Source organism: Lysobacter sp. A378 (genome assembly GCF_054052125.1).
Map to the genome: position 1 here is coordinate 893,526 of NZ_JBSVRK010000001.1, position 24,998 is coordinate 918,523.

A 24,998-nucleotide genomic window follows, 5' to 3' on the forward strand; every position below is an offset into this window, starting at 1 on the left:
CACCTGGTTGGGGCTTCGCCGCCGAGGGCGCATCGCGCTGACGAGGGTCATTGGTTACGATGATCCAACCTCGGCAAGGAAGTATGTGCATGACCGCGACGGCGATAACCATTGGCGTGGCAAGCGAGACTGCCCCCGGCGAACGCCGTGTTGCGTTGACCCCTGAAACCGCGAAAAAACTCACTGCCGCCGGTGCCAAGGTGCGCATGCAACGTGGTGCAGGGTCGCGAGCAGGCTTCGACGATGAGGCTTACCGGCAAGCCGGGGTTGAGCTGGCGGATGATGCCGAGTCCGCGCTGCGCGACGCGGACCTGGTCCTGTGCGTACAGGCACCGCCGGTGGAATTGCTGGGGCAGTTGCGCCGCGGTGCCGCGCTGGTCGGCCAGATCGCGCCGCAGGCAGATACTGCGCGCGCCGAAGCAATCACCTCGCGCGGGTTGCGGGCCTTTCCGCTGGAGCGCCTGCCTCGAACCACCCGGGCGCAGGCGATGGACGTGCTCAGCTCGCAGGCCGGCATGGCCGGTTACAAGGCCATGTTGATCGCCGCCCAGCTCAGTCCACGTTTCTTCCCGATGCTGACCACCGCGGCGGGAACCATCCGGCCCTCCAAGGTGCTGGTGGTCGGGGCGGGAGTGGCCGGTCTGCAGGCGATCGCGACCGCCAGGCGTCTGGGCGCACAGGTGGAGGGTTTTGATGTCCGTCCTGAAACCCGCGAGCAGATCGAATCATTGGGAGCCAGGTTCCTCGACCTGGGGGTCAGCGCGGCCGGCGAGGGTGGGTATGCGCGTGCACTGACCGATGAGGAGCGCGCCGAGCAGCAGCGTCGGCTCGGCGAACACCTCAAGGTGGTGGATGTCCTGGTCACCACGGCGGCCGTACCTGGCCGGCCTGCGCCGAAGATCATCAGCGAGGCCATGGTGGCGGGAATGAAACCCGGGAGCGTGATCGTCGACCTGGCCGCCGAGACCGGTGGCAACTGCGAGTCGACCCGGCCGGGCGAGACCATCCAGGCGGACGGCGTCACCATCGCCGGGCCGCTTGACCTGGCCAGCAGTGGTGCGACCCACGCCAGTGAGATGTTTGCCCGCAACGTATTCAACTTCGTCGGCCTGTTCCTTGTCGACGGAGCCATCCAATTCGACTGGGACGATGAATTGCTGGCGAAAACCGTATGGCCGGAGCGACCAGCGGCGGCTTAGACACGGCGATGGCCCGCGCTATCGCGAGTCTTTTCGATGTGTGCCAGCCGCCCGGGTGAGCACGTCCGCGACACGGCTATGATGCGATCAACACCTTGCGGAGAAGCAACGATGGGCGATGGACTGATGGGGCTCTATATCTTCATGCTGGCGGCAATTGCCGGCCACGTGATCATCGCCCGGGTGCCGGTCATCCTGCACACCCCGCTGATGTCGGGCTCCAACTTCATCCATGGCATCGTGCTGGTCGGCGCGATGGTGGTGTTGGGCCATGCGGACACCACGGTTGAGAAGGTCATTGGTTTCGTCGCGGTATTGCTCGGTGCGGGCAATGCTGCTGGCGGTTACGTGGTGACCGAACGCATGCTGGACATGTTCAAACCCAGCAAGCCAGTTGGGAAATCCGGTGATCAGCCCGGTGGCCCGGCGTGATCGCAGACGGGTGGCAATCGCTGTTGGCGGCGGGCAGTTACTTCATCGCCGCGACCTTGTTCCTGCTTGGTTTGCAGCGGATGGCCTCGCCACGCACCGCGCGCAGTGGCATCCGCTGGGCGGGCGTCGGGATGGTGGTGGCGACGGCCGCGACTTTCCTGCTGCCGGGCTTGCACAACTTCGAGCTGATCGTGGTCGCGTTGGTGATCGGCACGGTTGCCGCGTGGGTTTCCGGGCGCAAGGTGGCGATCACCGACATGCCGCAGATGGTGGCGCTCTACAACGGCATGGGCGGCGGGGCGGCGGCGGGGATTGGCGCGGTGGAATTACTGAAATTCTCGTCAATGACGTCGGGCCCGCCGGCCGCGGCATCCGCCGTTGCCGCGTCGCCGGTGCTGTCGGTGCTGGTGCTGGCCGTACTGGGTGCGGCGATTGGCGCCGTGTCGCTGTCGGGCTCGGTGATCGCGTGGGCCAAGCTCGATGGGAGGCTGGACAAGCGGGTGGTGTTTCCGGCGCAGCAGCTGCTCAGCGCCGTGGTCTTCATCGCCATGCTGGTGGCCGGGGGCTGGGCGGTGGTGTCGCTGGAGGTGCCGGTGATCATCGCCTTCTTCGCCCTGGCGCTGCTGCTCGGCCTGTTGATGACATTGCCGATCGGCGGGGCCGACATGCCGGTGGTGATCTCGCTGTACAACGCCTTGACCGGCCTGGCCGTCGCGTTCGAGGGTTTCGTGCTCGGCAACCAGGCGCTGATCATTGCCGGCACCATGGTCGGTGCGGCCGGCATGTTGTTGACCCGGCTGATGGCCAAGGCCATGAACCGGCCAATCAGCGGGGTGCTGTTTTCCCACTTTGGCGGTGGTGGCGAGGCGCAGGAAATTGACGGCACGCAGAAGCCCATTGAGGCCGGGGATGTCGCCGCGATGATGGCGTATGCCGAGCGGGTGGTGATCGTGCCGGGTTACGGCATGGCAGTGGCCCAGGCGCAGCACAAGGTGTGGGAGTTGAGTCAAAAGCTGATCGAGCGCGGGGTCAAGGTGAAGTTCGCGATCCATCCGGTTGCAGGTCGGATGCCCGGCCACATGAACGTGTTGCTGGCCGAGGCAGGCGTGCCGTACGACTTGATCGTCGACATGGACGATATCAACCCGGAGTTTCCGCAGACCGACGTGGCGCTAGTGATTGGTGCCAACGACGTGGTCAACCCGGTGGCGAAAACCGACCCCGCCAGCCCGATTTACGGCATGCCGATCCTGGACGTGATGAATGCCAGGAACGCAGTGGTGATCAAGCGTGGCAAGGGCACCGGCTTCGCGGGTATCGAGAATGCGCTGTTCTATGCCGACAACACCCGGATGCTGTACGGCGATGGCGCGGAGATGGTCGGGGCGCTGGTGTCGGAGCTCAAGGCGCTGGACGGCTGAGGCACCTGGCAGCGCGACACCGTTGGCACGAACAGGGTTTGGCGAGGCCGGCCCGTCAGGAGGTCGCTCAGCGGGTGGTCAGCGCAGCCACCAGCAAAGCCAGCGACAGCCAGGCCAGGTCTGCGGCGTCGTTGGCCAGCCCTGCCAGGGTCCACGCGTGGTGGAAACCCAGGCGGGTGGCTGAATCCCACGGCAGCAGGCCCAGCATCGCGCCCAGGTGGGAGGCGATGATGCCCCAATTGGCCAACACCACGATCGTGGCCGTGGACAGCACCGCCAGCAGCATGCGCCCCATGCCCGCGCGCCAACCACCCAGACGCAGGATCACGGCGACGTCCAGTGCGCCCACGACCGCCATCCAGCTCTTCTGGGAGTCGGTGTAGACGGCCAGCATCACCCAGATCGCGGCGAACCCGCAGATGCCCAGCACCAACAGCAGGCGCGAAAGCACCCAGTGGGGAAACCGGAACGGGCGAGCAGTCGATCGCGAGGATGGAACCATGGAATGGGATGTCGAGTCGGGGGCCGTGCAGCATAGCTGTCGCGCTGCCAACAGCATATTGGACTAGAATGGTCCTACTTCCAGAAAAGCCGGTCTTGGCGGCCTCCCACATGTATTCACGCAACAGCGAACCGGTCCGTTTCGAGCGCGACTGTCCTGCCGTACTGGTCCCCCAGGGCGATGTCGTCAACTTGCCCGCCGGCACCACGGGTTACATCACCCAAAGCCTGGGGGGCAGTTACACCGTGTTCGTGGATGGCAACCTGTTCCGGATTGCCGGCGAAGACGCGGATGCCATTGGCAAGGAGCCTCCCGAACCGCTGGAGCTTGCCGATGGCGCGGATGAAGGCGCTGTCGAGGAGTTGGTGTGGAAGCAGCTACGAACCTGTTTCGACCCCGAGATCCCGATCAACGTGGTCGACCTGGGGCTGATCTATGAGGCCAATGTAAAGGCGCATCCGCAACAAGCGGGGCAGCGGCTGGTCGAGGTCCGGATGACCCTGACCGCTCCGGGTTGTGGCATGGGTGAGATCCTGGTGGCGGACGTCAGCGACAAGCTCAAGATGATTCCGACGGTGACCGAGACCGACGTGGAACTGGTATTCGAGCCACCCTGGAACCGCCACATGATGTCCGAGGCCGCCCAGCTCGAGACCGGGATGCTTTGAGGCTTGAGGCTTGAGCACCGATGCGTTGCGTCGAACGCTGATGGGTGACGGCTCCATGACTCCCCGCATCCTGGACATGCTGTAGCGTGTAATTTTTCCAGGTTTGTGGAGGAGCCCATGCATGGCCCATACCTTTTTGTTCGCGCAGGGCTTGCGGTCGCATTGGTCGCTGGCATGAGCGCTTGCGCCGTGGCGACGGGCAATCCGGAGCCGCAGGACCTGACGCCGGTGCCAACGGCGGATAACGCTGATGCGTTACCGGCAGTCACGCCGGCTCCGACAAAGCTTGGCGAGCTCCCCGGTGAAGGCCCCTACCAGCGCTTCATCGTGAAGTACCGCGATGGCAGCGTCGCAGCGCAAAGCCCGGCAGCCGCACGCGCCCAGTTGGAAGCCAGTGCTGTCGCCAGTGGTCTGGACGGGGCTGCGACGGGCCAATCATTGCAACTGGATTGGCAGCTCCGCCTGGCGGTGGGTGCCGACGTATTCACCACGTCGCGTCCATTGGACCGGCAAGAGGCGGCGGCCCTGATGGCTCAGTTCGGGTCGGACCCACAGGTTGAATACATCGAAATCGACGGCATTGTGACGATCCAGCAGGGGTCGACGCTGCCGCCGCCGGAACCGCTTGGCGGCAACCTTTAGAGCGCCTCGAACCGGTTCGCTTCGACGTTCTTGCGCACCTTGGCCGGGTCCCAGATGCGTCCGTTCATGGCAATGTAGACACCGGCCGGCAGCGATTGCACCGCGCCGACGGCGGTGCCGATATTGAACTGGGCGTCGGAGCCGCGGAATCGTGCGGGGTTCAGCGCACCGGTCAACACAATGGTCTTGCCGGCGATGCTGGCCAGTACGTTGGCCGTCTCCACCATCGAGTCGGTGCCGTGGGTGACCAGCACGCAGCGCGCGTCCTGTGCCGTAATCGTTGCCCGGATCAGCTCGCGGTCATCGTGGGTGATATGCAGCGAATCCTTGCGCAGGATCGGGATCACCCGATAGCGGAACGCGACCCCCAGATCCTCCAGGATCAGTCCGATCTGTGGCTCGCCGATCTGGTAATCCGACTTGTCGTCAAAATAGATCTTGTCGATCGTGCCGCCGGTGGTGACGATGCAGAGTTGGTCCATGGGGCTTCGCGTTGCGGGTTGACCGACGATTATAGGCACCGGCGTTGCCGGGGTGGCAGGTCTACGAGCGCCTGGTCCCGAATCGTGCACGCAGCCCAGGCAGGTTGGCGGCGAATATCACCACCAATGCCAGCAAGGTTTCCATCAAGGCGAACCCCAGCTCGGCCGGGCGTGTCCATGCCGCCATGATCCCGTGGCTGAACCAGGCCAGCGCCAGTACCGAAGCCCAGAACCCGGCCGTGCGCCAGCCAAGCCATGCCGCGATCCCCAGTGCCAATGGCGGCAACCCGAATACGGTCAAGGCGACCCAATCACGCGGCGGCGCAAACCAGGCCGCATACAGCACCGCCAACCCGATCAAGCCAAGCACCAGCACCAGTGAGCGGGCCGGATGTGACCGTGTTGTGGTCCCGGGTTCGCGCGGCGTACTCATCCCAGCCTCCCGGCAATCATCGCGACCCGCTTGCCCAGCGCCCGCGCCAGGTGCGCTTCCTCGTCGCTGATTGGCCGGTCATCGCCCGTGCCAGTGACGTGGCTGGCGCCGTATGGTGTGCCGCCGGTTTGGGTGGTGCTGAGCAACGGCTCGGTAAACGGGATCCCCACCAGCAGGCAGCCGTGGTGCAGCAGCGGCACCATCATTGTCAGCAGGGTCGACTCCTGACCGCCGTGCATGGTGGTGGTGGAGGTGAACACCGCCGCCGGCTTGCCCACCAGGGTGCCGCTGGCCCATTGCCCGCCCAGCCCGTCCAGCCAGTGCTTGAGCGGCGCGGCCATGTTGCCGAAGCGGGTCGGGCTCCCGATCGCCAGCCCGGCGCATTCCTCCAGGTCGCGAGGCTCCACGTAGGGCGCTCCATCCTCCGGCACCGATGGTGCGACCGCCTGGGTGACTGCGCTGACCGGCGGCACCGTGCGCAGCCGGGCACTCATGCCCGGGACCTCGCCGATCCCGCGTGCAATCTGCCGCGCCAGCCGCGCGACCGCCCCGTTGCGGCTGTAGTAAAGCACCAGAATTTCCGCCATTGCCTTGCGCACCCAGCATCAAAGCGCTCAAGGATAGAGGAAGCCGCTGCCGTCATCAGTTAACCTGCTGTGGATGGAACCACTGGACTCCCTCAACCGCTGGAGCGAGCGCGTGCGCGATCGCCCGCGCGTGCTCAGCTTCCTGCGCTTTCTTGGCAGGCGAGTGCTGGACGACAATCTGTTCCAGGCCGCCGGCGCGTTGTCGTACACCACCGTATTCGCCCTGGTGCCGCTGTCGATGGTGGTCTTCGGGGTGCTGTCCGGATTCCCGGTGTTCGCCGAGTGGAGCGAGCGGCTGAGTGATTACATCTTCTCCAACTTCGTGCCGTCCGCGGCGCGCTCGGTGGAGGGATATCTGCTCCAGTTCTCCAGCAACGCCGGCCAACTCACCACGGCGGGCATTGTCGCCCTGGTGGTGTCCTTGCTGATTACCCTGAACGGCGTTGAAGTGACCTTCAACCGGATCTGGCGGGTCAAGGCGACCCGGCCCAAGGTCGGTCGCTTCCTGGTGTACTGGATCGTGCTGACGTTGGGGGCAATCATCGCGGCGGCCAGCCTGGCGGTGTCGGCGCGGTTCTTCTCGCTGTCGGTTTTCGACACCGCGGCCGGGCATGCCTTGGAAGTGGTGATGCTGCAGGTGGCGCCGATGGTGCTGGAACTGATTGCATTCTCGGCGATCTATCGCGTCGTCCCCCATCGCACCGTGCAGTGGCGGCATGCGATTGCCGGTGCGGTGCTGGCCACCTGCCTGTTCGAACTGGTTCGCTGGGGGTTGGGGGTGTACCTGGGCACCTTCGGCAACTACTCGCGGATCTACGGCACCGTCGCGTTCGTGCCGATCTTCATGATGTGGATCTTCCTGAGCTGGGTGGGGGTGTTGCTGGGCGCATCGCTGGCCTCCTCCAGTTCCGCATTCCGCTATCAACCCGTGTCGATGCGCTTGCCGGTCGGGTATGAGATCTACGGCTTGATGCGGCTGTTGGCGCGTTTCAACGAGGCGCGCGAACGCGGGGAGGGGCTGCATAGCGAGGATATCCAGCACCTGGAGCCGATACTGACCGACGCGCTGATCCAGGAAATGCTTGCCCAACTGGGCGGGATCAATGTGGTGCGGCGCGCCGACGATGGACAGTGGCTGCTTGCCCGGGATCTCGACAACCTGGCGCTGGGCGAGATCTACGAGGCCTGCCAGCTGCGTATCCCGATCGCGGAGGTGCACTTGCCGTGCCGGGACGATGCCTTGGGCAAGTCTGCGGTCGCCGCCCTGGACGAATTGCGAATACCCCTGCGCGACCTGCTCAAGCGCCGGGTTTCCACCATCCATGCCGAGGACTGAACCATGACCCGAACGAGCGTTGTCGTATTGCTGGTTGCCGTGCTGCTCGCAAGCTTGCTCGTCGCCTGCCAGCCCGCCGGGGACCCCGCGACCGAGTCGGCTGTTGCGCCGCCGTCGCCGGAGTCGACGGCGGCTGCGCCGGATTCACCAGGCATGGAAGTGACGGCGCCAGGACAGACCGCGCCACTACCGGACGCCGCCCATGTCCCGGTCCTTCAGGTCACCACCATCGATGGCGACCCTTACGATCTGGCCGATCATCGTGGCAAGTGGGTGGTGGTGAATTTCTGGGCCACCTGGTGCCGGCCGTGCCTGGAGGAAATGCCGGAGCTGTCTGCCCTGGATGCGATGCGCGAGCACGTCGAGGTGATCGGACTGGCGTACGAGGACATCAAGCCGGCGGACTTGAAGGCTTTCCTGCTGGAGCATCCGGTGGTGTATCCGATCAGCATCGTCGACACCTACGATCCGCCGGTCGGCTTTGACACCCCGCGTGGATTGCCGATGACCTACCTGATCGCGCCCGATGGCAGCGTGGCCAAAAAAATCCTTGGCCCGGTCACCGCCAATGAGATCGAGGCGGTGATTGCCGCCGCCACGTAAGCGGCACCGATGAGAATGGTGCGGTGCCTCAGCCGGCGCTCATCGCGAGCACCGCCGACGCGAAATCGTTGGCGAAACCCTCCATGTCGAACACATCGCCATCGCGGCGACGCTGGTCCAGCCTGGACCGGACCGTATCCAGCTGCCGGGGGTTGCGACCCAACTCGATGGCGCGGGCGATGAACGCCCGGTCGTCGGGCATGTTCATCTCATCCATCCCGAGGTGGTGGTTGAGGCTGCCGGCGACGCGTGAAGCGAAGGTCTGGCCGGGCCGGGTCAGTACCGGGCAGCCGGCCCACAGCGCGTCAGAGGCGGTGGTATGGGCGTTATACGGCTCGGTATCCAGGAACAGGTCGGCGTGGCGAAGCCGCGCAAGATAGTCCGCATGCGGTTGCTTGGCCATGAACACCAGACGCTGGGGGTCAACGCCTTCGGCCTGGGCCACCGCCCGTAACCGCTGGTCGGCATGACCCGGTCCGGACAGCAACCACAGCACGCTGCCGGGTACGCCATGCAACACCGCCAACGCACGCTTCACGCTGTGGGCGTTGAGCTTGTAGCTGTTGTTGAAGCAGCAGAACACCACGCCATTGCCATCGATTCGCGGCGGCAGGCCGCACTCGGCGCGCGGCGGTGGCGGCGCGACTTCGCGTGTGGTGTCGGAGGGCTGGAAGCAGCGGGGCAGGCGGACCACTTTTTCGCTGAAATGCGGCGCCAGCGATTCGGGCAGCACGAACCCATCCGCCAGCACGAAGTCGATCCAGGGCGCACCCGAGGTTCCCGGGTAGGCGAGCCAGTTGACCTGTACCGGTGCCGGCCGCATCGCCAGGACTTCCGGCACGCCGCCGCCGCCCCAGCCACGCAGGTCGAACAACACGTCGATGCGGGCCTCCCGGATGGCTTCGGCGACGTCGGCATGACGGCGTCCGGCGACGTCATGCAACCGGGTCGCCCGACCGAGTCGCTCCCGGATCGGGCTGCCATCGTCGGGATTGAGGGCGAACAGGTGAACGTCGATCCGCGCCTGGGTGGCCAGCGCTTCCAGCAGGGCTACCGTCAGCAGGCCGGTCGGGTGGGCACCAAACCCGTTCGACAACAATCCGGTCCGCACCGACCTGCTACTGGCGGGGATGGGCTGGCGGGTGGACAGCGGTAGCACGGCACGAGCGATGCTGGCCGAGCGCAGGCGGGCGCAGTGAAGTTGCTCGGCGGCGGTGCTGTCCTCACTCAGGAACGCGAATGGTTCGATCGCGGCCTGTCCGCGGCGGACGGCGTCGCGAACCTGGTCCGACAGCCGGTCCAGATCGCGCCAATCGCACAGCTTGCGGCGCCAGGCCAGCAAATAGGCGGCCAGTTGGGGTTCGCCGGGGGCGAGGACATGGGCCCGTGCGTAGGCATCCGCGGCCGCTTCGGCCTCACCGATGTCTTCCAGTACATGGCCCAGCCAGACGGCGATGCCGGGATGGTCGGGCGCGTTGCGTGCCGCCGCGCGCAGGCTGGCCGCAGCCTGGGCGTGGTTGCCTTGCATCCATTGTGCGCGGCCCAGGCGCGCCAGTGCTTCGGGATGTCCCGGCCGCAATGCCAGTGCACGCTGGCAGGCCGCCTCGCCGGCCCTGGCGTCGCCGGCGTCCAGTTCAGCTTCCGCCAGGACGATCCATGCCATCGGGTTGTGCGGTTCGCGGGCCACCGCTCGGCGCAGGTCATTGCCCTGGTCGATGGGCGGCATGGCTCAAGTCCCCTGCTTCATTCGCTGTGGGTCAGTCGCGCCAGTTCATCGGCCTGGTGCTCCTGCTGCAGCCGCTCCACCAGTCCATCCAGATCGCCGGTCAGGATGTTGGGCAGGTCGTACAAGGTCAGCCCCTCGATCCGGTGATCGGTGATCCGGCCCTGCGGATAGCTGTAGGTGCGGATGCGTTGGCTACGGTCGCCACTGCCAACTTGCAGCTTGCGGTCCTGGGCAATCGCGGTGGCCGCCTTGCTGGCCTGCTGCTCGGCCAGGGTGGCGCGCAGGCGCTTCATCGCGGTGTCGCGGTTGGCGTGCTGGCTGCGCTCGGTCTGGCTTTCCACCACGATGCCGCTGGGCAGATGGGTGATGCGGATTGCCGAATCGGTTTTGTTGACGTGCTGGCCGCCAGCGCCGGAAGAGCGGAAGGTGTCGACCCGCAGGTCGGCCGGGTTGATCTCGATCGGCTCACCTTCGGGTTCCACCGCGATGATCGCGACAGTCGCCGCCGAGGTGTGGATGCGGCCCTGGGACTCGGTCTCGGGTACGCGCTGGACCCGATGGGTGCCCGATTCGAACTTCAGCCTGGAGTAGGCGCCGCGGCCTTCGACCCGGGCGATGACCTCCTTGAAGCCGCCGTGCTCGCCTTGGCTGGCCGATTCGACCTCGACCCGCCAGCCTTGGCGCTCGGCGTAGCGCGAGTACATCCGGAACAGGTCGCCGGCGAAGATCGCCGCTTCGTCGCCGCCGGTGCCGGCGCGGACTTCCAGGTAGAGATCGCCGTCATCGCGCGGGTCTTTCGGGACCAGGTGGGCGAGCAGCTCGGCGTCCAGCTGTTGCAGGCGTTCGGTGGCGGCGGTGATCTCCTCGTCGGCCAACTCGCGCAGTTCCGGGTCGTCACGCATGGCCTGGGCGGCGGCGAGGTCGGCGTTGGCCGCGGTCTCGTTGGCCAGTGCGATGGCAACCGGCTCTAGTTGCGAGAACTCGCGTGAGAGCTGGCGGAAACGCTGGTTGTCGCCGATCACGCCGGGATCGGCGAGCAGGCGCTCCAGCTCCTCGCGCCGTTCGACGAGGGCTTCGAGCTTGCGGCGCAGGCTTGGGGTCATGGGTTCTCGTCGTCTGGGGTGCTGCCGTCGATCGGGAACAGCTTGTCGGTGGCCCGTGCCAGCTCCGTGTCTCCGGTCCAGGCGGCCTCGCGCAAAGCGATGGTTGGGGCATGCAGCAGGCGATTGGTCAGGGTGTGGGCGAGGAAGTCGAGTACCGCGGAGGGTTCCTCGCCGGCAGCCAGCTGCGCTTTGGCTTTCGCCAATGCCTCGGCCCGGACCGCTTCGCCATGAGCGCGCAGGCGCTTGAGCGGTGCGGTACGGGTACGTCCGATCATCGATTCCATGAAGCGGGCGACCTGCACCTCGACGATCGCCTCCGCCTGGTTGGCCGCTTCGCGGCGCCCCTGGCGATTGTCCTCGATCGATCGCTCCAGATCATCGACGGTGTAGAGATAGACATCGCGCAGGCTGGCGACATCGGCAGCGATGTCGCGCGGCACCGCCAGGTCGAGCAGCAGCATCGGTCGATGCTTGCGCGTGGCCAGTGCGGTGGCGACTTGTTCGCGATGCAGGACCGGTTCGCGCGCGGCAGTGGCCGACAACACGATGTCGGCCTCGGACAGGTGCCGGTCCAGCTCCGCCAGCGGCAGGGCGACCCCGCCGTGGCGACTGGCCAGCGCTTGCGCGTGCGCCAGGGTGCGGTTGGCGACCAGCAGCCGCTTGACCTTGGCGTGCACCAGATGGCGCGCGGCCAGCTCGATGGTCTCGCCGGCACCGATCAGCAGCACGGTCGAGTCTTCCAGCGCAGCGAATGATTCCTGTGCCAGGCGCACTGCAGTCGAGGCAACCGACACCGGATTGGCACCTATGCGGGTGTCGGTGCGCGCACGTTTGGCGGTAGTGAAGGTGTGCTGGAACAACCCGTCCAGCCGGGTGCCCAGACTGCCGGCCGCGCGTGCGCTGGCCCAGGCATCCTTCACCTGGCCGAGGATCTGTGGCTCGCCCAGGACCAGTGAATCCAGTCCGGTGGCGACCCGGAACAGGTGCCGGACCGCGTCCGCATCGGCATGCCGGTACAGATAATCGTGCAGCGCATCGCCGGAGCCGCCAAACTCACCAGGACAATTGGCCAGCCAGTTGGCTACGGCTTGGCCATCGTCGGTGCTGACCGCATAGATCTCGGTCCGGTTGCAGGTCGACAGCAACGCGACTTCCTGGACCTGGGGCAGCGCGCGAAGGGACGCAAGCGCCGCCGGCAAGGTCTCAGCCGAAAACGCCACCCGCTCGCGCAGGCTGACCGGCGCGGTCTGGTGGTTGATGCCGAGAACATGCAAATTGGTTGTCGCCGAACTCATTGAAGATGCGTTACCGGTTCAGGTGCTTGCGATAAGCTGCTGGCTGCCGAAGGTCGGTATTCTACCGGCCCCGTGGAACGAGGACCCCGAATCCGATGCCAGCTGCCTTGCGCGCACTCGCCGCCAGTGCCGTCATCGTCGCCTTGCTGGGGCTGGTGGCGCCCGTCGGCCGAGCGTCCGAACCGGTCTTGGCGCCGGTCGATGACCCGGTCGTAGATACGCTGGAGCCCTTGCTGGCCGCCGAGTTTGCACTGCAGGCGGGGAAGCTGGACCAAGCCTCGCATTGGTATCTGGCAGCCGCACTGGCCGCCGATGATGTCGCCTTGACCGAGCGGGCGACCCGCATCGCATTGTTGGCCCGTGACGAGCAAGCGGCCGGTCGCCTGCTGGCACTGTGGCGCGATCAGGGGGCCGAGGGAGTCGACTTGCTGGCCGCCGAAGCGGCCCTGGCGCTGCGTCGAGGCAACGAACGCAGTGCGCGCGGGTACCTGGTTCGACTGCTGGCCACGCCCGGGGATGAGGGCTGGCGCCAGGCGCTGAGCGTGATCGCCGCCGGAGCGCGTGACCCCGAGCAAGCGGCCGAGGTCCTGGAGAAGCTGGTCAGGCAAGGCCGTATTCCCCCCCGTCTGCAAGCCTGGCTGGCGTTTGGTGGGCTTGCCCAGCGGCTTGAACAGCCGGCGCTGGCCAAGCGCATCGTCGCCGAAGTGGTCAAGCGGTTCCCGGGTGAGCCACGGGTGGCGCTATTGCATGCCAGCCAGCTGCGCGAGGCGAACCAGGACGACCAGGCGCGCGACGTGCTGGACTCGGTGGCCGCCCGGGCGGAAGGCGATGCTGACCTGCGGCTGGCGATCGCCTACGAATACGACGCGCTGGGAGATCTCGATGCCGCCGCCGCGACCCTGGCTCGCGGACCACAGGACGACCATACCTACGCGTTGCGTGCTTCGCTGCTCGCGCGCGGTCAGGACAGCGCGGCATTGACCGCGTTGTACGACGAACTGCGCGCCACGGCCAATGCGCCGGATCCGCAGCGGCGCCTGCTGCTGGGCCAGATGGCCGAGTTTCTTGATCGCTTCGATGAGGCGCTGGGCTGGTACCAGGATGTGCCTGGCGGCCCGCAGCGCTGGCCGGCCCGCCTGCGCAGCGCCAAGGTGTTGTATGAGATGGGCCGGGGCGAAGAGGGGTTCAAGCTGCTGCATGAGGTCCAGGCCAATGCACGAGCACCCGATGACATCCGTCGCGACGCCTATCTGCTGGAGGCGTCGTTGCATGACAAAGACCAGGACCCGGTGAGCGAGAAGGACGCATTCTCGCGCGGCCTGGCGGCTTTCCCGGATGACCTGGAGATCCTCTACGCCCGTGCCTTGAGCTGGGAACGCGGTGACGATATCGCCCGTGCCGAGGCCGACCTGCGCAGGATCCTGGTGATCGAGCCGGAATCGGTCGCCGCGTTGAACGCCCTGGGTTACACCCTCGCCGACCGCACCGAGCGCTATCAGGAGGCGCTGGAGCTGATCAATCGAGCGCGTGCAGCCCAACCGGACAACGCGGCGATCATCGACAGCTATGGCTGGGTCCTGTACCGACTGGGTCGGACCGAGGAAGCACTGGGTGAGCTGCGCCAGGCATTCGCATTGCAGAAGGATGCAGAAGTCGCCGCTCACCTGGCCGAGGTGCTGTGGGTGCTGGGCAAGCACGAAGAGGCACGCAAGTATTTCGAGGAAGCGCGTCAGCTGGATCCGGATAACCGCTCCTTGCAGCGGGCCCTCGAGAACACCGGCAAATGAGCCTGCGTCACGGCATTGCATCGTTGCTGATGCTGCTGCTGGCGGCCTGTGTCGCCGCGCCGGTGCGGCCGGACCTTGGCCCGGCACAGCTCGCCGCCGCCGAGGCCGCCCAGCAGGCACGCGAGCAGACGGTGCGTGCGCAGCAGGACTGGTCGTTGACCGGCCGTATCGCGGTGTCCAATGACGGCAAGGGCGGCAGTGGCCGGATCGACTGGACCCAGACCGGACCGCGTTACCACATCGCGCTCAGCGCCCCGGTCACCCGGCAGAGCTGGCATCTATTCGGTGGTGCCGGTGCTGCACGCCTGGAAGGCCTGGAAGGCGGGCCACGAACCGGCCCCGACGCCCGCATGCTGCTGTTGAGTATCACCGGCTGGGACATCCCGGTGGTGGCATTGGCCGAATGGGCGCGCGGTGCCCGGGCGCAGGCGTTGGGCCCCGCACGGATCCAGTACGGCAGCGATGGCCTGCCGTGGCGGATCGAACAGGACGGATGGGCAATCGAGTACGAATGGCCGCAAGCGGGCGCCTCAACCGGCACCGCTGCCCGGCCTTCCCGCGTCGACGCGGTTCGTGGCAATGCACGGGTGAAATTGATCATCGATCAATGGCATCAGGGCGGCACCGATGGCGTGGGCGGCGAGCTGCCGCCGGGGACTTGATGGGCGCCCCTGTGGCCGGTTTGGCGGCGAGCTGGAGCGCATGGCCGGCGCCGGCCAAGCTCAACCTGTTCCTGCGCATCCCGGGTCGCCGCGCGGATGGCTACCATCTGCTGCAAACGGTGTTCCGGTTGCTGGACTGGGGCGATACGGTCCACCTGCGTGTGCGCACTGACGGCCGGATCGTCCGTCACGGGGCATCGGCGGCCGGCGTGGACGAGGCGGATGACCTGGCGGTTATCGCCGCAAAACACCTGCAGGCGCTGGCGGGCACGCGGCTGGGCGCGGACATCCGGGTAGAGAAGAGGATTCCGGTGGGCGGCGGGTTTGGCGGTGGCTCGTCCGATGCGGCCACCGTATTGCTCGCACTGGATCATTTGTGGGATACCGGGCTGGGGCTGGAAAGGCTTGCCGCACTTGGTTTGCGGCTGGGTGCCGACGTGCCGGTGTTCGTGCGCGGCCGCAACGCCTGGGGCGAAGGCGTGGGTGAATTGCTGACGCCGGTCCCGTTGCCCCCCGCGTGGTACCTGCTGGCCGACCCCGGGGTCAGGGTGTCGACTGCCGAACTGTTCCAATCCCCGGAATTGACGCGCGATGCCCGGGCCGCGACAATGTCCGACTTCGTTTCGGGTGTACCGCTCGGGAACGCGTTCGAGCCAGTGCTACGCAGCCGCGAACCAGCCATCGAGGCCATGTTCGCAACGTTGGCGCGTCATGGCTTGCCGCGCTTGACCGGGTCCGGCAGTGGTTGCTTTGTCGAGTTCGCCGACCGCGAACCTGCACAGGCTGCGCTGACGGCGCTGCCATCGGGCATCAAGGCCTGGCTGGCACCGGGTGCGGTACGGTCGCCGTTGCATGTCGCTGTCGAGGCGGCCGCTGGATGCGGTCTGGATACAAGCGGTCTGGATACAAGTGGTCAGATACCAGTACGCAGTTGGCAGGACGAATCGGATACAGCGCGTTAGATAACGAGTCAGATACAACCAGTCACACACAACCAGTTTTACAGGGGCGTCGCCAAGAGGCCCAAGGCACCAGGTTTTGATCCTGGCATTCGTAGGTTCGAATCCTACCGCCCCTGCCAACCCTGAAACACACCCGCCGCAAGGCCGGAGCTACGCGGAACATGTCTGTCCAAACTGATCGCAACTTGCTGGTCTTCTCCGGCAATGCCAACCGCCCCCTGGCCGAGGCGGTCTGCAAGGAGCTGGGTATTCGTCTGGGAAAAGCGCTGGTCAGCAGCTTCTCCGATGGCGAAGTCCAGGTCGAGATCGAGGAGAACGTCCGCCGGCAAGAGGTCTTCGTGATCCAGCCGACCTGCGCGCCCAGCGCGGAGAACCTGGTGGAGCTGCTGGTCCTGATCGATGCGCTCAAACGGGCCTCGGTCAGCAGCGTGACCGCGGTGGTGCCGTATTTCGGCTATGCGCGGCAGGATCGCCGGCCGCGTTCCTCGCGGGTTCCAATCACCGCCAAGGTGGCGGCCAAGATGTTCAACTCGGTAGATTGCGACCGGGTCCTGACGATCGACCTGCACGCCGACCAGATCCAGGGGTTCTTCGACATCCCGGTCGACAATGTCTATGCGTCTCCGCTGCTGCTGGCCGACATCTGGCGTGCGCACGGCACCGACAACCTGATCGTGGTCAGCCCTGATGTGGGCGGCGTGGTCCGAGCCAGGGCCATCGCCAAGCGCCTGGACGATGCCGACCTGGCGATCATCGACAAACGTCGCCCGCGCGCCAACGTCTCCACGGTGATGAACATCATTGGTGACGTCTCCGGCAAGATCTGCGTGCTGGTCGACGATATCGTCGATACCGCCGGTACCTTGTGCGCTGCCGCTGCCGCGCTCAAGGAGCAGGGCGCGGTCAAGGTTGTGGCCTACTGTACCCACGCGGTGCTGTCGGGCCCGGCAATCAGCAACATCCGCAACTCCGAGCTGGACGAACTGGTGGTGACCGATACCATTCCGTTGACCGACGCTGCGCGCGAGTGTGGACGGGTGCGTCAGCTCAGTGTCGCCGAGCTGCTGGCCGAGACGATCCGCCGCATCGCCGGCGGCGAGTCGGTCAGTTCGCTGTACGTCGACTGATCCCATCGTGCAGTCACGGTATCCACCGTGTCTGCCACCAACGCTCACCTGGTCGCGGGTGAGCGTCCCTGCCGCCGCGAGGCGGATCAATGCAAGTCCAAAGTGAGTAAACACAATGTCTGAGCACACCATCAAGGCCACTGGCCGGAGCGTCGAGGGGAAGGGTGCGAGCCGCCGCCTGCGTCGTGCCGGTTCCATCCCGGCCATTATCTATGGCGGCAAGTCCGAGCCAATGCCGGTCCAGCTGGACCAGGAAAAGATCTGGGTCGCCAGCCAGAACGAGTGGTTCTATTCGTCCATCCTGTCGATCGATGTTGACGGCAAGTCCGAGAGCGTGCTGTTGCGCGATATGCAGCGTCACCCGTTCAAGCAGATCATCATGCATCTGGACTTCCTGCGTATCGACGCCAACGAGACCCTGCGTGCACCGGTGCAGTTGCACTTCACCAATGAGGACACCTCACCGGCCGGCAAGGCCGCCGACGTGATCGTGATGAAGGAGCTGACCCAGGTCGAAGTGGTCTGCCTGCCCAAGGATCTGCCGCAGTACATCGAAGTGGACCTGGGTGCGCTGGAGCTGGGCGACATCATCCATCTGTCGCAGGTCAAGTTGCCCGAGGGGATCGAGATCCCGAGCCTGGCGCTGGGTCCCGATTTCGACGTTCCTGTCGTCGTGGCGCGCAAGGGCCGGGTGGAAGTCGAAGAAGTGGTCGAGGACGAGGCCGAAGCGGCCGAAGTGCCGGCGGCCAAGGTCGAGAAGGACCAGGAGTAAGCCTGCGGTTCATCGGGGTGCCGGCTTTTACAAAGCGGTCTGCAGGCGCCCCGGTACGCGGCTTGTTCACCTTCGATGGCCTGTTTGCGCCTCATCGTCGGGCTGGGGAATCCCGGGCCCGAACACCTCCGGACCCGGCACAATGCCGGGTTCTGGTTTGTTGACGCCCTGGCGGCAAAGCTGGGTGTCAGCTTCCGCGTTGATGCCAGGTTGTTCGGCCAGTCCGTGAAGGTCGAGATTGCTGGTGAGCAGGTCTGGCTGTTGAAGCCCGCCACCTACATGAACCTGTCGGGCAAGTCGGTCACCGCAGCGCTGCGCTACTGGAAAATCGAACCCGACCAGGCACTGTTGGTACACGATGACCTGGATCTTCCGCCGGGTACCGCGCGGCTGAAGTTCGATGGCGGCCACGGCGGCCAGAACGGCCTGCGCGACACCATGCGCCTGCTGGGTCACGGGCAATTCCACCGGCTGAGGATGGGCATCGGGCATCCCGGGCACAAGGACCTGGTCACCCCCTGGGTGCTGGGCCGGCCGGGACGCGACGACGAGACGCTGATCCTGCGCGCAATCGATGATGCGATCGAGGTGTTGCCATTGGCGATCAGTGGCGATTTCAACGAGGCCATGAAGCGGCTGCATACGCCGCGCGCCTGAGTTCCACCCCTATCAACGAAAGTGAGTACAGCGTCATGGGCATCAAATGCGGCATCGTTGGTTTGCCTAACGTCGGCAAGTCGACCCTCTTCAATGCCCTGACCAAGGCCGGCATCGCGGCGGCCAACTTCCCGTTCTGCACGATCGAGCCCAACGTTGGCGTAGTGCCGGTGCCCGACCCGCGGCTGAATGCGCTGGCGGAGATCGTGCAGCCACAAAGATGCATCCCGACCGCGGTCGAGTTCGTGGACATCGCCGGTCTGGTTGCCGGAGCGGCCAGCGGGGAAGGGTTGGGCAACAAGTTCCTCGCCCACATCCGCGAGGTCGACGCGATCACCCACGTGGTGCGGTGTTTCGACAACGACGATGTCATCCACGTCAATAACAAAATCGACCCGATCGCCGACGTCGAGACCATCGACACCGAACTGGCGCTGGCCGACCTGGAGAGCGTCGAGAAGGCCTTGCAGCGTGCCGAGCGCACCGCCAAGACCGGCGACAAGGACGCCAAGGTACGGGTCGAGGTGCTGGCGCGGGTACGCGATGGCCTGGATGCCGGCAAGCCGGCCCGTGCGCTGGCGTTGTCCGAAGACGACCAGTTGGCGGTGCGCGACCTGTTCCTGCTGACCCTGAAGCCGGTGATGTACGTCGCCAATGTGCTTGAGGACGGCTTCGAGAACAATCCGCATCTTGATGCCGTTCGCGCACGCGCGGTGGCCGAGGGTGCCGAGGTGGTGCCGGTATCGGCGGCGATCGAAGAGGAGTTGAGCCAGCTCGACGATGCCGATCGCGACGAGTTCCTGACCGACCTGGGCCTGGACGAGCCGGGTTTGAACCGCGTGATCCGGGCCGCCTACAAGCTGCTGGGGTTGCAAACCTATTTCACCGCAGGCGTGAAAGAGGTCCGGGCCTGGACGGTGAAGGCCGGATCCACTGCGCCTCAGGCGGCCGCGGTCATCCATACCGATTTCGAGAAGGGGTTCATCCGCGCCGAAACCATCGGCTACGACGACTTCATCCAGCACCGGGGCGAGGCAGGTGCCCGTGACGCCGGCCGGTTGCGCAAGGAGGGCAAGGAATACCTCGTGCAGGAGGGTGACGTGCTGCACTTCCTGTTCAACGTCTGAATCGTGCAAAGTTTTATCCCGTTTCCCGTTGACATCCGTTCCAGACCCCGCCAGAATTGCGGGCTCTTTGGAGGGATACCCAAGCGGCCAACGGGGGCAGACTGTAAATCTGCTGGCTTACGCCTTCGGTGGTTCGAATCCACCTCCCTCCACCACAAGCAATAAATCGATAGACTTACCATCCGTCGACGCAGTACCCAAGCAGGTTTGGTCCGGCGCGGGAGTAGTTCAATGGTAGAACCTCAGCCTTCCAAGCTGATGGTGCGGGTTCGATCCCCGTCTCCCGCTCCATTGCTGCCGCGACGTTCATCCTGCTGGAACAACTTGCTCACGTAGCTCAGTCGGTAGAGCACCTCCTTGGTAAGGAGGAGGTCACTGGTTCGATTCCAGTCGTGAGCACCATATTTTTCAACGATCCACACCGTCCCATAACGAGAAGCGACAGTCATGGCCAAGGGTAAATTCGAGCGCACCAAGCCGCACGTGAACGTCGGCACGATCGGTCACGTTGACCACGGCAAGACCACGTTGACCGCCGCGCTGACCAAGGTCGGTGCCGAGCGTTTCGGTGGCGAGTTCAGCGCGTACGACGCGATTGACCGCGCCCCGGAAGAGAAGGCGCGCGGCATCACCATCTCGACCTCGCACGTCGAGTACGAATCCCCGAATCGCCACTACGCGCACGTCGATTGCCCGGGACACGCCGACTATGTGAAGAACATGATCACCGGTGCGGCGCAGATGGACGGCGCGATCCTGGTGTGTTCGGCCGCGGACGGCCCGATGCCGCAGACCCGCGAGCACATCCTGCTGGCCCGCCAGGTGGGCGTGCCGTACATCGTGGTCTACCTGAACAAGGCGGACATGGTGGACGACGCCGAGCTGCTTGAGCTGGTGGACATGGAAGTGCGCGAGTTGCTGAGCAAGTACGAGTTCCCAGGCGACGACACCCCGATCGTGATCGGTTCGGCGCTGAAGGCGCTGGAAGGCGACCAGAGCGATATCGGCATTCCGTCGATCATCAAGCTGGTGGACGCGCTGGACAGCTGGATCCCGGAGCCGGTGCGCGACGTGGACAAGGCGTTCCTGATGCCGGTTGAGGACGTGTTCTCGATCTCCGGTCGCGGCACCGTGGTCACCGGTCGTATCGAGCGCGGCATCATCAAGGTCGGCGAAGAGATCGAGATCGTCGGTATCCGTCCGACCGTGAAGACGACGGTGACCGGTGTTGAGATGTTCCGCAAGCTGCTCGACCAGGGCCAGGCGGGCGACAACGCCGGCCTGCTGCTGCGCGGCACCAAGCGTGACGACGTGGAGCGCGGCCAGGTGCTGTGCAAGCCCGGTTCGATCAAGCCGCACACCCAGTTCGAGGGTGAGGTGTACATCCTGAGCAAGGACGAGGGCGGCCGTCACACGCCGTTCTTCAAGGGCTACCGTCCGCAGTTCTACTTCCGCACGACCGACGTGACCGGCGCCTGCGAGCTGCCTGAGGGCGTGGAGATGGTGATGCCGGGCGACAACGTGAAGATGGTGGTCGAGTTGATCAACCCGATCGCGATGGACGAAGGCCTGCGTTTCGCGATCCGTGAAGGTGGCCGTACCGTTGGCGCCGGCGTGGTCGCCAAGATCATCAAGTAACGCAGTACGGCAGGTCGCATTGTTGCGAGCGACCTTGCCGGTACCACAAGCATCAATCCCGGCAGGGCGGCGTCAGCCGCCGTTGCCTTTTTCAGAACCAGTCAAATACGCCAGTAGCTCAATTGGCAGAGCAGCGGTCTCCAAAACCGCAGGTTGGGGGTTCAAGTCCCTCCTGGCGTGCCAAATGCGGAAGGTCGATTGAACAGCAAGGCTGAACAACACAAGTCCGCCGACGCCGGCGATATTCTGAAGTACGTGGTGGCGGTGCTCCTGGTCGTCGCCGGTATCTTTGCGTTCTACTGGTTCGAGCAGTTGCCGGGCGCGTTGCGCGCCTTGTTCGTGGCCGCGGGCCTGGTCGCCGGTGTGGCGGTCTTCCTGAGCAGCCACCTGGGTGGGCAAACCCTGCAGTTCCTCTCGGAGTCGCGCTTCGAGTTGCGCAAGGTGGTCTGGCCAAAGCGCCAGGAAGCAACGCGCACCACGTGGGTGGTGGTTTTGGCAGTCGTGATTCTGAGCCTGATCATGGCCGGGTTCGACGTGGTCATCCAGGCGGCCGTGAAATGGCTACTGGGACGGTGAGGAGATGACACAGGTGCAGACGCCAGGCAACAACGTGGACAACGGCGGCGACGACGCGAACAGCAACAAGCGTTGGTACGTCGTCCACGCCTATTCGGGTTTCGAGAAAACTGTCGCGCAGGCTCTGCGCGACCGGATCGAGCGCGAGGAAATGCAGGATCGCTTTGGCGATGTGCTGGTGCCGACCGAAGAGATCGTGGAGATGCGTGCCGGACAGAAGCGCCGCTCCGAGCGCAAATTCTTCCCGGGTTACGTGTTGGTGCAGATCAAGACGAACGACGAAAGTGGCATTCCGCGGATCGACAGCGAGTGCTGGCATCTGATCAAGGAGACCCCGAAGGTAATGGGTTTCATCGGTGGCACCGCCGACAGGCCGTTACCGATCGCCGATCACGAAGCCGCCGCAATCCTGGACCGGGTGCAGGAAGGCGTCGAGAAGCCGCGGCCGAAGGTGTTGTTCGAAGCCGGGCAGATGGTTCGCGTGGTTGACGGTCCGTTCAATGACTTCAACGGCGTGGTCGAGGAAATCAATTACGAGAAGAGCCGCCTGCGCGTCGCAGTGCTGATCTTCGGTCGCTCGACTCCGGTCGAGCTGGAATTCGCCCAGGTCGAGAAGGCCTGACGGCAACAGATTCGCCGGGACGAGTGGTTCGCCCCGGCAACAACCGCGAGGAGCCCGTGGTCGAAAGACTCACTGGCGTCCGCACTCGCAGGAGCTGAGCAATGGCAAAGAAAGTAGTTGGTTATATCAAGCTGCAGGTCAAGGCCGGTCAGGCCAATCCGTCGCCGCCGGTGGGCCCCGCCCTCGGTCAGCGCGGTCTGAACATCATGGAGTTCTGCAAGGCCTTCAACGCGGCGACGTCGAAGCTGGAGCCGGGACTGCCGACGCCGGTGATCATCACCGCGTACTCGGACCGCACCTTCACCTTCATCACCAAGAGCACCCCGGCCGCCGTGCTGCTCAAGAAGGCGGCTGGCGTCACGCTTGGCTCCAAGCGCCCCAACACCGAGAAGGTCGGCAAGATCAGCCGGGCCCAGCTCGAGGAGATCGCCAAGATGAAGGAGGCTGACCTGACTGCGGCCGACCTGGAAGCGGCGGTTCGTACGATTGCGGGTTCTGCCCGCAGCATGGGTTTGACGGTGGAGGGCTGAGACCATGGCAATGAGCAAGCGCAAGAAAGCAATCAAGGCCGCCATCGAGCCGGGCAAGTCCTACGCCTTTGGTGATGCCATCAAGATCGTCAAGACCGCGACCAAGACCAAGTTCGTCGAGTCCGTCGATGTCGCCGTACGCCTGGGCGTGGATGCCAAGAAGTCCGACCAGCAGGTGCGCGGCTCTACCGTGCTGCCAGCAGGTACCGGCAAGACCGTACGCGTAGCAGTGTTCGCGCCGGCCGGCGCCAAGGCCGACGAGGCACTCGCCGCCGGTGCCGAGGCCGTGGGCATGGATGACCTGGCCGAGAAGATGCAGGCGGGCGACTTGAACTACGACGTGGTCATCGCCACCCCGGACGCGATGCGTGTGGTCGGCAAGCTGGGTCAGCTGCTCGGCCCGCGGGGCCTGATGCCCAACCCGAAGGTCGGCACCGTATCGCCGAACCCGGGCGAGGCGGTCAAGAACGCCAAGGGCGGCCAGGTCCGCTACCGCACCGACAAGGCCGGCATCATCCATTGCACGATTGGCAAGGCCGATTTTGACGATGCTTCGCTCAAGGGCAACCTGGAAGCGCTGTTGATGGACTTGATCAAGGCCAAGCCGGCGACGGCCAAGGGCCACTTCCTGCAGAAAATTTCGGTCAGCTCGACCATGGGCCCCGGCGTTGCCGTGGACCAGGGAACGCTGATCCTGAAGTAACGCAAGAATTTTGAGGGCATCGCCAAGGCTTCGGCCGCGGCGATAGCCGTCAAAGACCGTAGGCGCGGTCAGCGCGTGACGACGACGGGCACGGAAGCTCCTCACTGGCAGGGAATCGCCGTCGTCACCAGCGGGACTGCTTAATCCGGTTTCAGGTGGAGTCGCCGCAAGGACTTCACCGAGCCGGGCCTGCGTAGATGGTTGCCGACCCTCCAGACGTGTTTTTGCAAGTGTTGTCTTGGAAACGGCTACCACCCGGAGTGCCGCTTGCGGCATTCCCGGCATCGGGCCAAACGATGCCGACCGAGGACCGCTCCCGTGCATTTTGTGCGGGACGGAGTTGAAGTACGGAGGAGTGCAATGGCTCTTAATCTGACCCAGAAGCAGGAAGTCGTTGCCGAACTGGCCGAGGTCGCCGGCAAGGCGCACTCGCTGGTCGCCGCGGAGTACGTGGGTCTTACCGTCAGTCAATTGACTGACATGCGCAAGAAGGCCCGTGAGTCGGGCGTGTACTTGAAAGTTGCCAAGAACACGCTGGTCTCCCGAGCAGTGGAAAATACCGGTTATGCCGTCATCGTCGACGAGCTGACCGGCCCGCTGCTGTACGCCTTCTCGCAGGAAGATCCCGGTGCCGCAGGACGTCTGATCAAGGAGTTCGCGAAAGCGAACGACAAGTTGAAGCCGCGCCTGGTGTCGTTGGGCGGGCAGTTGTACCCGGGCTCCCATGTGGATGTCCTGGCGTCACTGCCGACCCGCGACCAAGCGCTGTCGATGCTGCTCAGCGTCATGTCCCAGCCCGCCACCATGCTGGTCCGCTTGCTCAGCGAACCGGCCTCGCAGGTCACCCGCGTCGTCAACGCGGCTGGCCAGGCGAAGGCGGCCTGAGGCTAACAGTTCGGTTTACGTTTTCCAGTCTTGAAACGCAGTACGACAATCAAGTCGTTTCCAATCTAGATAATCGAGGTTTTACAATGTCCCTGTCCAACGAACAGATCATCGAAGCGATCGCTGAAAAGTCCCTCATGGAAGTGATGGAGCTGGTGAAGGCGATGGAAGAGAAGTTCGGCGTGTCCGCCGCTGCCCCCGTGGCCGCTGCCGGTCCGGCCGCGGCTTCTGCCGCCCCGGCGGAAGAGCAGACCGAGTTCACCGTAACCCTGAAGGCCACCGGTGAGAAGAAGGTCGAGGTCATCAAGGTGGTCCGTGCGATCACCGGTCTGGGCTTGAAGGAAGCCAAGGACCTGGTCGAAGGCGCGCCGAAGGATGTGAAGGAAGGCGTGTCGAAGGACGAAGCCGCCAAGCTGAAGAAGGACCTGGAAACAGCTGGCGCCACCGTCGAAGTAAAGTAAGCAGTACTTGCGTCGCCGGGTAACATGGGCGACCAGCCAAGGCTGGGGGCGAAAGCTCCC

The 24,998-nt window shown here is 65.0% G+C and carries 27 protein-coding genes, 5 tRNA genes and 1 pseudogene; 26 read left to right on the forward strand and 7 right to left on the reverse strand.

All coding sequences use genetic code 11. The annotated features are described in order from the left end of the window. Window positions 1–89 precede the first annotated feature (89 nt). The 3 genes from ACW7G1_RS04000 (at window position 90) to ACW7G1_RS04010 (ending at window position 3,052) form a co-directional block, all read left to right on the forward strand. On the forward strand, window positions 90–1,199 hold the full coding sequence (locus ACW7G1_RS04000) for an NAD(P) transhydrogenase subunit alpha (protein ID WP_456978452.1): 1,110 nt from the start codon (window positions 90–92) through the stop codon (window positions 1,197–1,199). A 111-nt stretch (window positions 1,200–1,310) separates the two neighbouring features. Then, window positions 1,311–1,631 (forward strand): NAD(P) transhydrogenase subunit alpha, encoded by a 321-nt coding sequence (locus ACW7G1_RS04005; protein WP_456978453.1) that lies wholly within the window; start codon window positions 1,311–1,313, stop codon window positions 1,629–1,631. Further along, complete coding sequence (locus ACW7G1_RS04010) at window positions 1,628–3,052, forward strand: NAD(P)(+) transhydrogenase (Re/Si-specific) subunit beta (RefSeq protein WP_456978454.1); 1,425 nt, start codon at window positions 1,628–1,630, stop codon at window positions 3,050–3,052. The genes ACW7G1_RS04005 and ACW7G1_RS04010 overlap by 4 nt, the downstream gene beginning before the upstream one ends. Before the next feature lie 67 nt (window positions 3,053–3,119). Here ACW7G1_RS04010 and ACW7G1_RS04015 read toward each other — a convergent pair whose 3' ends face one another. After that, window positions 3,120–3,503 (reverse strand): hypothetical protein, encoded by a 384-nt coding sequence (locus ACW7G1_RS04015; protein ID WP_456978455.1) that lies wholly within the window; start codon window positions 3,501–3,503, stop codon window positions 3,120–3,122. Between the two features lie 161 nt (window positions 3,504–3,664). Here ACW7G1_RS04015 and sufT point away from each other — a divergent pair, with 161 nt between their 5' ends. Then, window positions 3,665–4,222 (forward strand): putative Fe-S cluster assembly protein SufT, encoded by a 558-nt coding sequence (gene sufT / locus ACW7G1_RS04020; protein ID WP_456978456.1) that lies wholly within the window; start codon window positions 3,665–3,667, stop codon window positions 4,220–4,222. A 174-nt stretch (window positions 4,223–4,396) separates the two neighbouring features. Further along, window positions 4,397–4,864: a hypothetical protein gene (locus ACW7G1_RS04025; RefSeq protein WP_456978457.1), complete on the forward strand. Its 468-nt coding sequence runs from the start codon at window positions 4,397–4,399 to the stop codon at window positions 4,862–4,864. Here ACW7G1_RS04025 and ACW7G1_RS04030 read toward each other — a convergent pair. The 3 genes from ACW7G1_RS04030 to wrbA form a co-directional block, all read right to left on the reverse strand. Further along, on the reverse strand, window positions 4,861–5,346 hold the full coding sequence (locus ACW7G1_RS04030) for an asparaginase domain-containing protein (protein ID WP_456978459.1): 486 nt from the start codon (window positions 5,344–5,346) through the stop codon (window positions 4,861–4,863). The genes ACW7G1_RS04025 and ACW7G1_RS04030 overlap by 4 nt on opposite strands. A 61-nt stretch (window positions 5,347–5,407) precedes the next feature. Then, complete coding sequence (locus ACW7G1_RS04035; RefSeq protein WP_456978460.1) at window positions 5,408–5,779, reverse strand: DUF2069 domain-containing protein; 372 nt, start codon at window positions 5,777–5,779, stop codon at window positions 5,408–5,410. Next, the gene (wrbA, locus tag ACW7G1_RS04040) at window positions 5,776–6,366 is read right to left on the reverse strand and encodes an NAD(P)H:quinone oxidoreductase (RefSeq protein WP_456978461.1); all 591 of its coding nucleotides are present in this window, start codon (window positions 6,364–6,366) and stop codon (window positions 5,776–5,778) included. The genes ACW7G1_RS04035 and wrbA overlap by 4 nt, the downstream gene beginning before the upstream one ends. A gap of 73 nt (window positions 6,367–6,439) precedes the next feature. Between wrbA and ACW7G1_RS04045 the strand changes: the two genes are divergently transcribed. Continuing rightward, window positions 6,440–7,702 (forward strand): YihY family inner membrane protein, encoded by a 1,263-nt coding sequence (locus tag ACW7G1_RS04045; RefSeq protein ID WP_456978462.1) that lies wholly within the window; start codon window positions 6,440–6,442, stop codon window positions 7,700–7,702. A 3-nt stretch (window positions 7,703–7,705) separates the two neighbouring features. Further along, on the forward strand, window positions 7,706–8,305 hold the full coding sequence (locus ACW7G1_RS04050) for a TlpA family protein disulfide reductase (RefSeq protein ID WP_456978463.1): 600 nt from the start codon (window positions 7,706–7,708) through the stop codon (window positions 8,303–8,305). Window positions 8,306–8,333: 28 nt separating this feature from the next. Here the strand turns inward: ACW7G1_RS04050 and ACW7G1_RS04055 are convergent, their stop codons facing one another. The 3 genes from ACW7G1_RS04055 to hemA are packed head-to-tail and all read right to left on the reverse strand — an operon-like array spanning window position 8,334 to window position 12,429. Next, on the reverse strand, window positions 8,334–10,031 hold the full coding sequence (locus ACW7G1_RS04055) for an O-linked N-acetylglucosamine transferase, SPINDLY family protein (protein ID WP_456978464.1): 1,698 nt from the start codon (window positions 10,029–10,031) through the stop codon (window positions 8,334–8,336). A 17-nt stretch (window positions 10,032–10,048) separates the two neighbouring features. Then, window positions 10,049–11,134, reverse strand: a complete 1,086-nt coding sequence (prfA, locus tag ACW7G1_RS04060) for a peptide chain release factor 1 (RefSeq protein ID WP_456978465.1) — start codon at window positions 11,132–11,134, stop codon at window positions 10,049–10,051. Beyond that, window positions 11,131–12,429 carry a glutamyl-tRNA reductase gene (hemA, locus tag ACW7G1_RS04065; RefSeq protein ID WP_456978466.1) on the reverse strand — a complete coding sequence of 433 codons (1,299 nt, stop codon included), beginning with the start codon at window positions 12,427–12,429 and terminating at the stop codon, window positions 11,131–11,133. The genes prfA and hemA overlap by 4 nt, the downstream gene beginning before the upstream one ends. Before the next feature lie 95 nt (window positions 12,430–12,524). Between hemA and ACW7G1_RS04070 the strand changes: the two genes are divergently transcribed. The 19 genes and pseudogenes from ACW7G1_RS04070 (at window position 12,525) to rplL (ending at window position 24,938) form a co-directional block, all read left to right on the forward strand. After that, the gene (locus ACW7G1_RS04070) at window positions 12,525–14,216 is read left to right on the forward strand and encodes a tetratricopeptide repeat protein (RefSeq protein ID WP_456978467.1); all 1,692 of its coding nucleotides are present in this window, start codon (window positions 12,525–12,527) and stop codon (window positions 14,214–14,216) included. Beyond that, window positions 14,213–14,878 carry a lipoprotein insertase outer membrane protein LolB gene (gene lolB, locus ACW7G1_RS04075; RefSeq protein WP_456978468.1) on the forward strand — a complete coding sequence of 222 codons (666 nt, stop codon included), beginning with the start codon at window positions 14,213–14,215 and terminating at the stop codon, window positions 14,876–14,878. Before ACW7G1_RS04070 ends, lolB begins: the two co-directional genes overlap by 4 nt. Then, window positions 14,878–15,747, forward strand: a pseudogene (gene ispE / locus ACW7G1_RS04080) (4-(cytidine 5'-diphospho)-2-C-methyl-D-erythritol kinase); the annotation flags it as partial. The gene lolB and the pseudogene ispE, both read left to right, overlap by 1 nt. A gap of 135 nt (window positions 15,748–15,882) precedes the next feature. After that, window positions 15,883–15,959 (forward strand) — tRNA-Gln (locus ACW7G1_RS04085). A 42-nt stretch (window positions 15,960–16,001) separates the two neighbouring features. Then, window positions 16,002–16,967 (forward strand): ribose-phosphate diphosphokinase, encoded by a 966-nt coding sequence (locus ACW7G1_RS04090; RefSeq protein ID WP_456978469.1) that lies wholly within the window; start codon window positions 16,002–16,004, stop codon window positions 16,965–16,967. 115 nt (window positions 16,968–17,082) lie between these two features. Further along, window positions 17,083–17,739 (forward strand): 50S ribosomal protein L25/general stress protein Ctc, encoded by a 657-nt coding sequence (locus tag ACW7G1_RS04095; protein ID WP_456978470.1) that lies wholly within the window; start codon window positions 17,083–17,085, stop codon window positions 17,737–17,739. A 75-nt stretch (window positions 17,740–17,814) separates the two neighbouring features. Then, on the forward strand, window positions 17,815–18,396 hold the full coding sequence (pth, locus tag ACW7G1_RS04100; RefSeq protein WP_456978471.1) for an aminoacyl-tRNA hydrolase: 582 nt from the start codon (window positions 17,815–17,817) through the stop codon (window positions 18,394–18,396). A gap of 35 nt (window positions 18,397–18,431) precedes the next feature. After that, a complete protein-coding gene (gene ychF, locus ACW7G1_RS04105) occupies window positions 18,432–19,523 on the forward strand; it encodes a redox-regulated ATPase YchF (protein WP_456978472.1) in 1,092 nt (363 codons plus the stop codon). Window positions 19,524–19,592: 69 nt separating this feature from the next. Next, window positions 19,593–19,678 (forward strand) — tRNA-Tyr (locus tag ACW7G1_RS04110). A 62-nt stretch (window positions 19,679–19,740) separates the two neighbouring features. Next, window positions 19,741–19,814: transfer RNA gene (locus tag ACW7G1_RS04115), tRNA-Gly, on the forward strand. Between the two features lie 35 nt (window positions 19,815–19,849). Next, a tRNA-Thr gene (locus tag ACW7G1_RS04120) sits at window positions 19,850–19,925 on the forward strand. 45 nt (window positions 19,926–19,970) lie between these two features. Beyond that, window positions 19,971–21,161 (forward strand): elongation factor Tu, encoded by a 1,191-nt coding sequence (gene tuf, locus ACW7G1_RS04125; protein ID WP_456978473.1) that lies wholly within the window; start codon window positions 19,971–19,973, stop codon window positions 21,159–21,161. 107 nt (window positions 21,162–21,268) lie between these two features. Then, window positions 21,269–21,344: transfer RNA gene (locus ACW7G1_RS04130), tRNA-Trp, on the forward strand. Window positions 21,345–21,359: 15 nt separating this feature from the next. After that, a complete protein-coding gene (gene secE / locus ACW7G1_RS04135; RefSeq protein WP_456978474.1) occupies window positions 21,360–21,737 on the forward strand; it encodes a preprotein translocase subunit SecE in 378 nt (125 codons plus the stop codon). A 4-nt stretch (window positions 21,738–21,741) separates the two neighbouring features. Then, window positions 21,742–22,359 (forward strand): transcription termination/antitermination protein NusG, encoded by a 618-nt coding sequence (gene nusG / locus ACW7G1_RS04140; protein WP_456978475.1) that lies wholly within the window; start codon window positions 21,742–21,744, stop codon window positions 22,357–22,359. A gap of 101 nt (window positions 22,360–22,460) precedes the next feature. Beyond that, window positions 22,461–22,889 carry a 50S ribosomal protein L11 gene (gene rplK, locus ACW7G1_RS04145; RefSeq protein ID WP_456978476.1) on the forward strand — a complete coding sequence of 143 codons (429 nt, stop codon included), beginning with the start codon at window positions 22,461–22,463 and terminating at the stop codon, window positions 22,887–22,889. Window positions 22,890–22,893: 4 nt separating this feature from the next. Continuing rightward, window positions 22,894–23,592 carry a 50S ribosomal protein L1 gene (gene rplA / locus ACW7G1_RS04150; protein ID WP_456962239.1) on the forward strand — a complete coding sequence of 233 codons (699 nt, stop codon included), beginning with the start codon at window positions 22,894–22,896 and terminating at the stop codon, window positions 23,590–23,592. Between the two features lie 360 nt (window positions 23,593–23,952). Further along, the gene (rplJ, locus tag ACW7G1_RS04155) at window positions 23,953–24,477 is read left to right on the forward strand and encodes a 50S ribosomal protein L10 (protein WP_456978477.1); all 525 of its coding nucleotides are present in this window, start codon (window positions 23,953–23,955) and stop codon (window positions 24,475–24,477) included. A gap of 86 nt (window positions 24,478–24,563) precedes the next feature. Continuing rightward, the gene (gene rplL / locus ACW7G1_RS04160; RefSeq protein WP_456962237.1) at window positions 24,564–24,938 is read left to right on the forward strand and encodes a 50S ribosomal protein L7/L12; all 375 of its coding nucleotides are present in this window, start codon (window positions 24,564–24,566) and stop codon (window positions 24,936–24,938) included. Window positions 24,939–24,998 lie beyond the last annotated feature (60 nt).

Coding starts and splice junctions, on each gene's coding strand:
- ACW7G1_RS04000 (WP_456978452.1), top strand. CDS start 90: ATGACCGCGACGGCGATAACCATTGGCGTGGCAAGCGAGACTGCCCCC.
- ACW7G1_RS04005 (WP_456978453.1), top strand. CDS start 1,311: ATGGGCGATGGACTGATGGGGCTCTATATCTTCATGCTGGCGGCAATT.
- sufT (WP_456978456.1), top strand. CDS start 3,665: ATGTATTCACGCAACAGCGAACCGGTCCGTTTCGAGCGCGACTGTCCT.
- ACW7G1_RS04025 (WP_456978457.1), top strand. CDS start 4,397: ATGAGCGCTTGCGCCGTGGCGACGGGCAATCCGGAGCCGCAGGACCTG.
- ACW7G1_RS04030 (WP_456978459.1), bottom strand. CDS start 5,346: ATGGACCAACTCTGCATCGTCACCACCGGCGGCACGATCGACAAGATC.
- ACW7G1_RS04035 (WP_456978460.1), bottom strand. CDS start 5,779: ATGAGTACGCCGCGCGAACCCGGGACCACAACACGGTCACATCCGGCC.
- wrbA (WP_456978461.1), bottom strand. CDS start 6,366: ATGGCGGAAATTCTGGTGCTTTACTACAGCCGCAACGGGGCGGTCGCG.
- ACW7G1_RS04045 (WP_456978462.1), top strand. CDS start 6,440: ATGGAACCACTGGACTCCCTCAACCGCTGGAGCGAGCGCGTGCGCGAT.
- ACW7G1_RS04050 (WP_456978463.1), top strand. CDS start 7,706: ATGACCCGAACGAGCGTTGTCGTATTGCTGGTTGCCGTGCTGCTCGCA.
- ACW7G1_RS04055 (WP_456978464.1), bottom strand. CDS start 10,031: ATGCCGCCCATCGACCAGGGCAATGACCTGCGCCGAGCGGTGGCCCGC.
- prfA (WP_456978465.1), bottom strand. CDS start 11,134: ATGACCCCAAGCCTGCGCCGCAAGCTCGAAGCCCTCGTCGAACGGCGC.
- hemA (WP_456978466.1), bottom strand. CDS start 12,429: ATGAGTTCGGCGACAACCAATTTGCATGTTCTCGGCATCAACCACCAG.
- ACW7G1_RS04070 (WP_456978467.1), top strand. CDS start 12,525: ATGCCAGCTGCCTTGCGCGCACTCGCCGCCAGTGCCGTCATCGTCGCC.
- lolB (WP_456978468.1), top strand. CDS start 14,213: ATGAGCCTGCGTCACGGCATTGCATCGTTGCTGATGCTGCTGCTGGCG.
- ACW7G1_RS04090 (WP_456978469.1), top strand. CDS start 16,002: ATGTCTGTCCAAACTGATCGCAACTTGCTGGTCTTCTCCGGCAATGCC.
- ACW7G1_RS04095 (WP_456978470.1), top strand. CDS start 17,083: ATGTCTGAGCACACCATCAAGGCCACTGGCCGGAGCGTCGAGGGGAAG.
- pth (WP_456978471.1), top strand. CDS start 17,815: ATGGCCTGTTTGCGCCTCATCGTCGGGCTGGGGAATCCCGGGCCCGAA.
- ychF (WP_456978472.1), top strand. CDS start 18,432: ATGGGCATCAAATGCGGCATCGTTGGTTTGCCTAACGTCGGCAAGTCG.
- tuf (WP_456978473.1), top strand. CDS start 19,971: ATGGCCAAGGGTAAATTCGAGCGCACCAAGCCGCACGTGAACGTCGGC.
- nusG (WP_456978475.1), top strand. CDS start 21,742: ATGACACAGGTGCAGACGCCAGGCAACAACGTGGACAACGGCGGCGAC.
- rplK (WP_456978476.1), top strand. CDS start 22,461: ATGGCAAAGAAAGTAGTTGGTTATATCAAGCTGCAGGTCAAGGCCGGT.
- rplA (WP_456962239.1), top strand. CDS start 22,894: ATGGCAATGAGCAAGCGCAAGAAAGCAATCAAGGCCGCCATCGAGCCG.
- rplJ (WP_456978477.1), top strand. CDS start 23,953: ATGGCTCTTAATCTGACCCAGAAGCAGGAAGTCGTTGCCGAACTGGCC.
- rplL (WP_456962237.1), top strand. CDS start 24,564: ATGTCCCTGTCCAACGAACAGATCATCGAAGCGATCGCTGAAAAGTCC.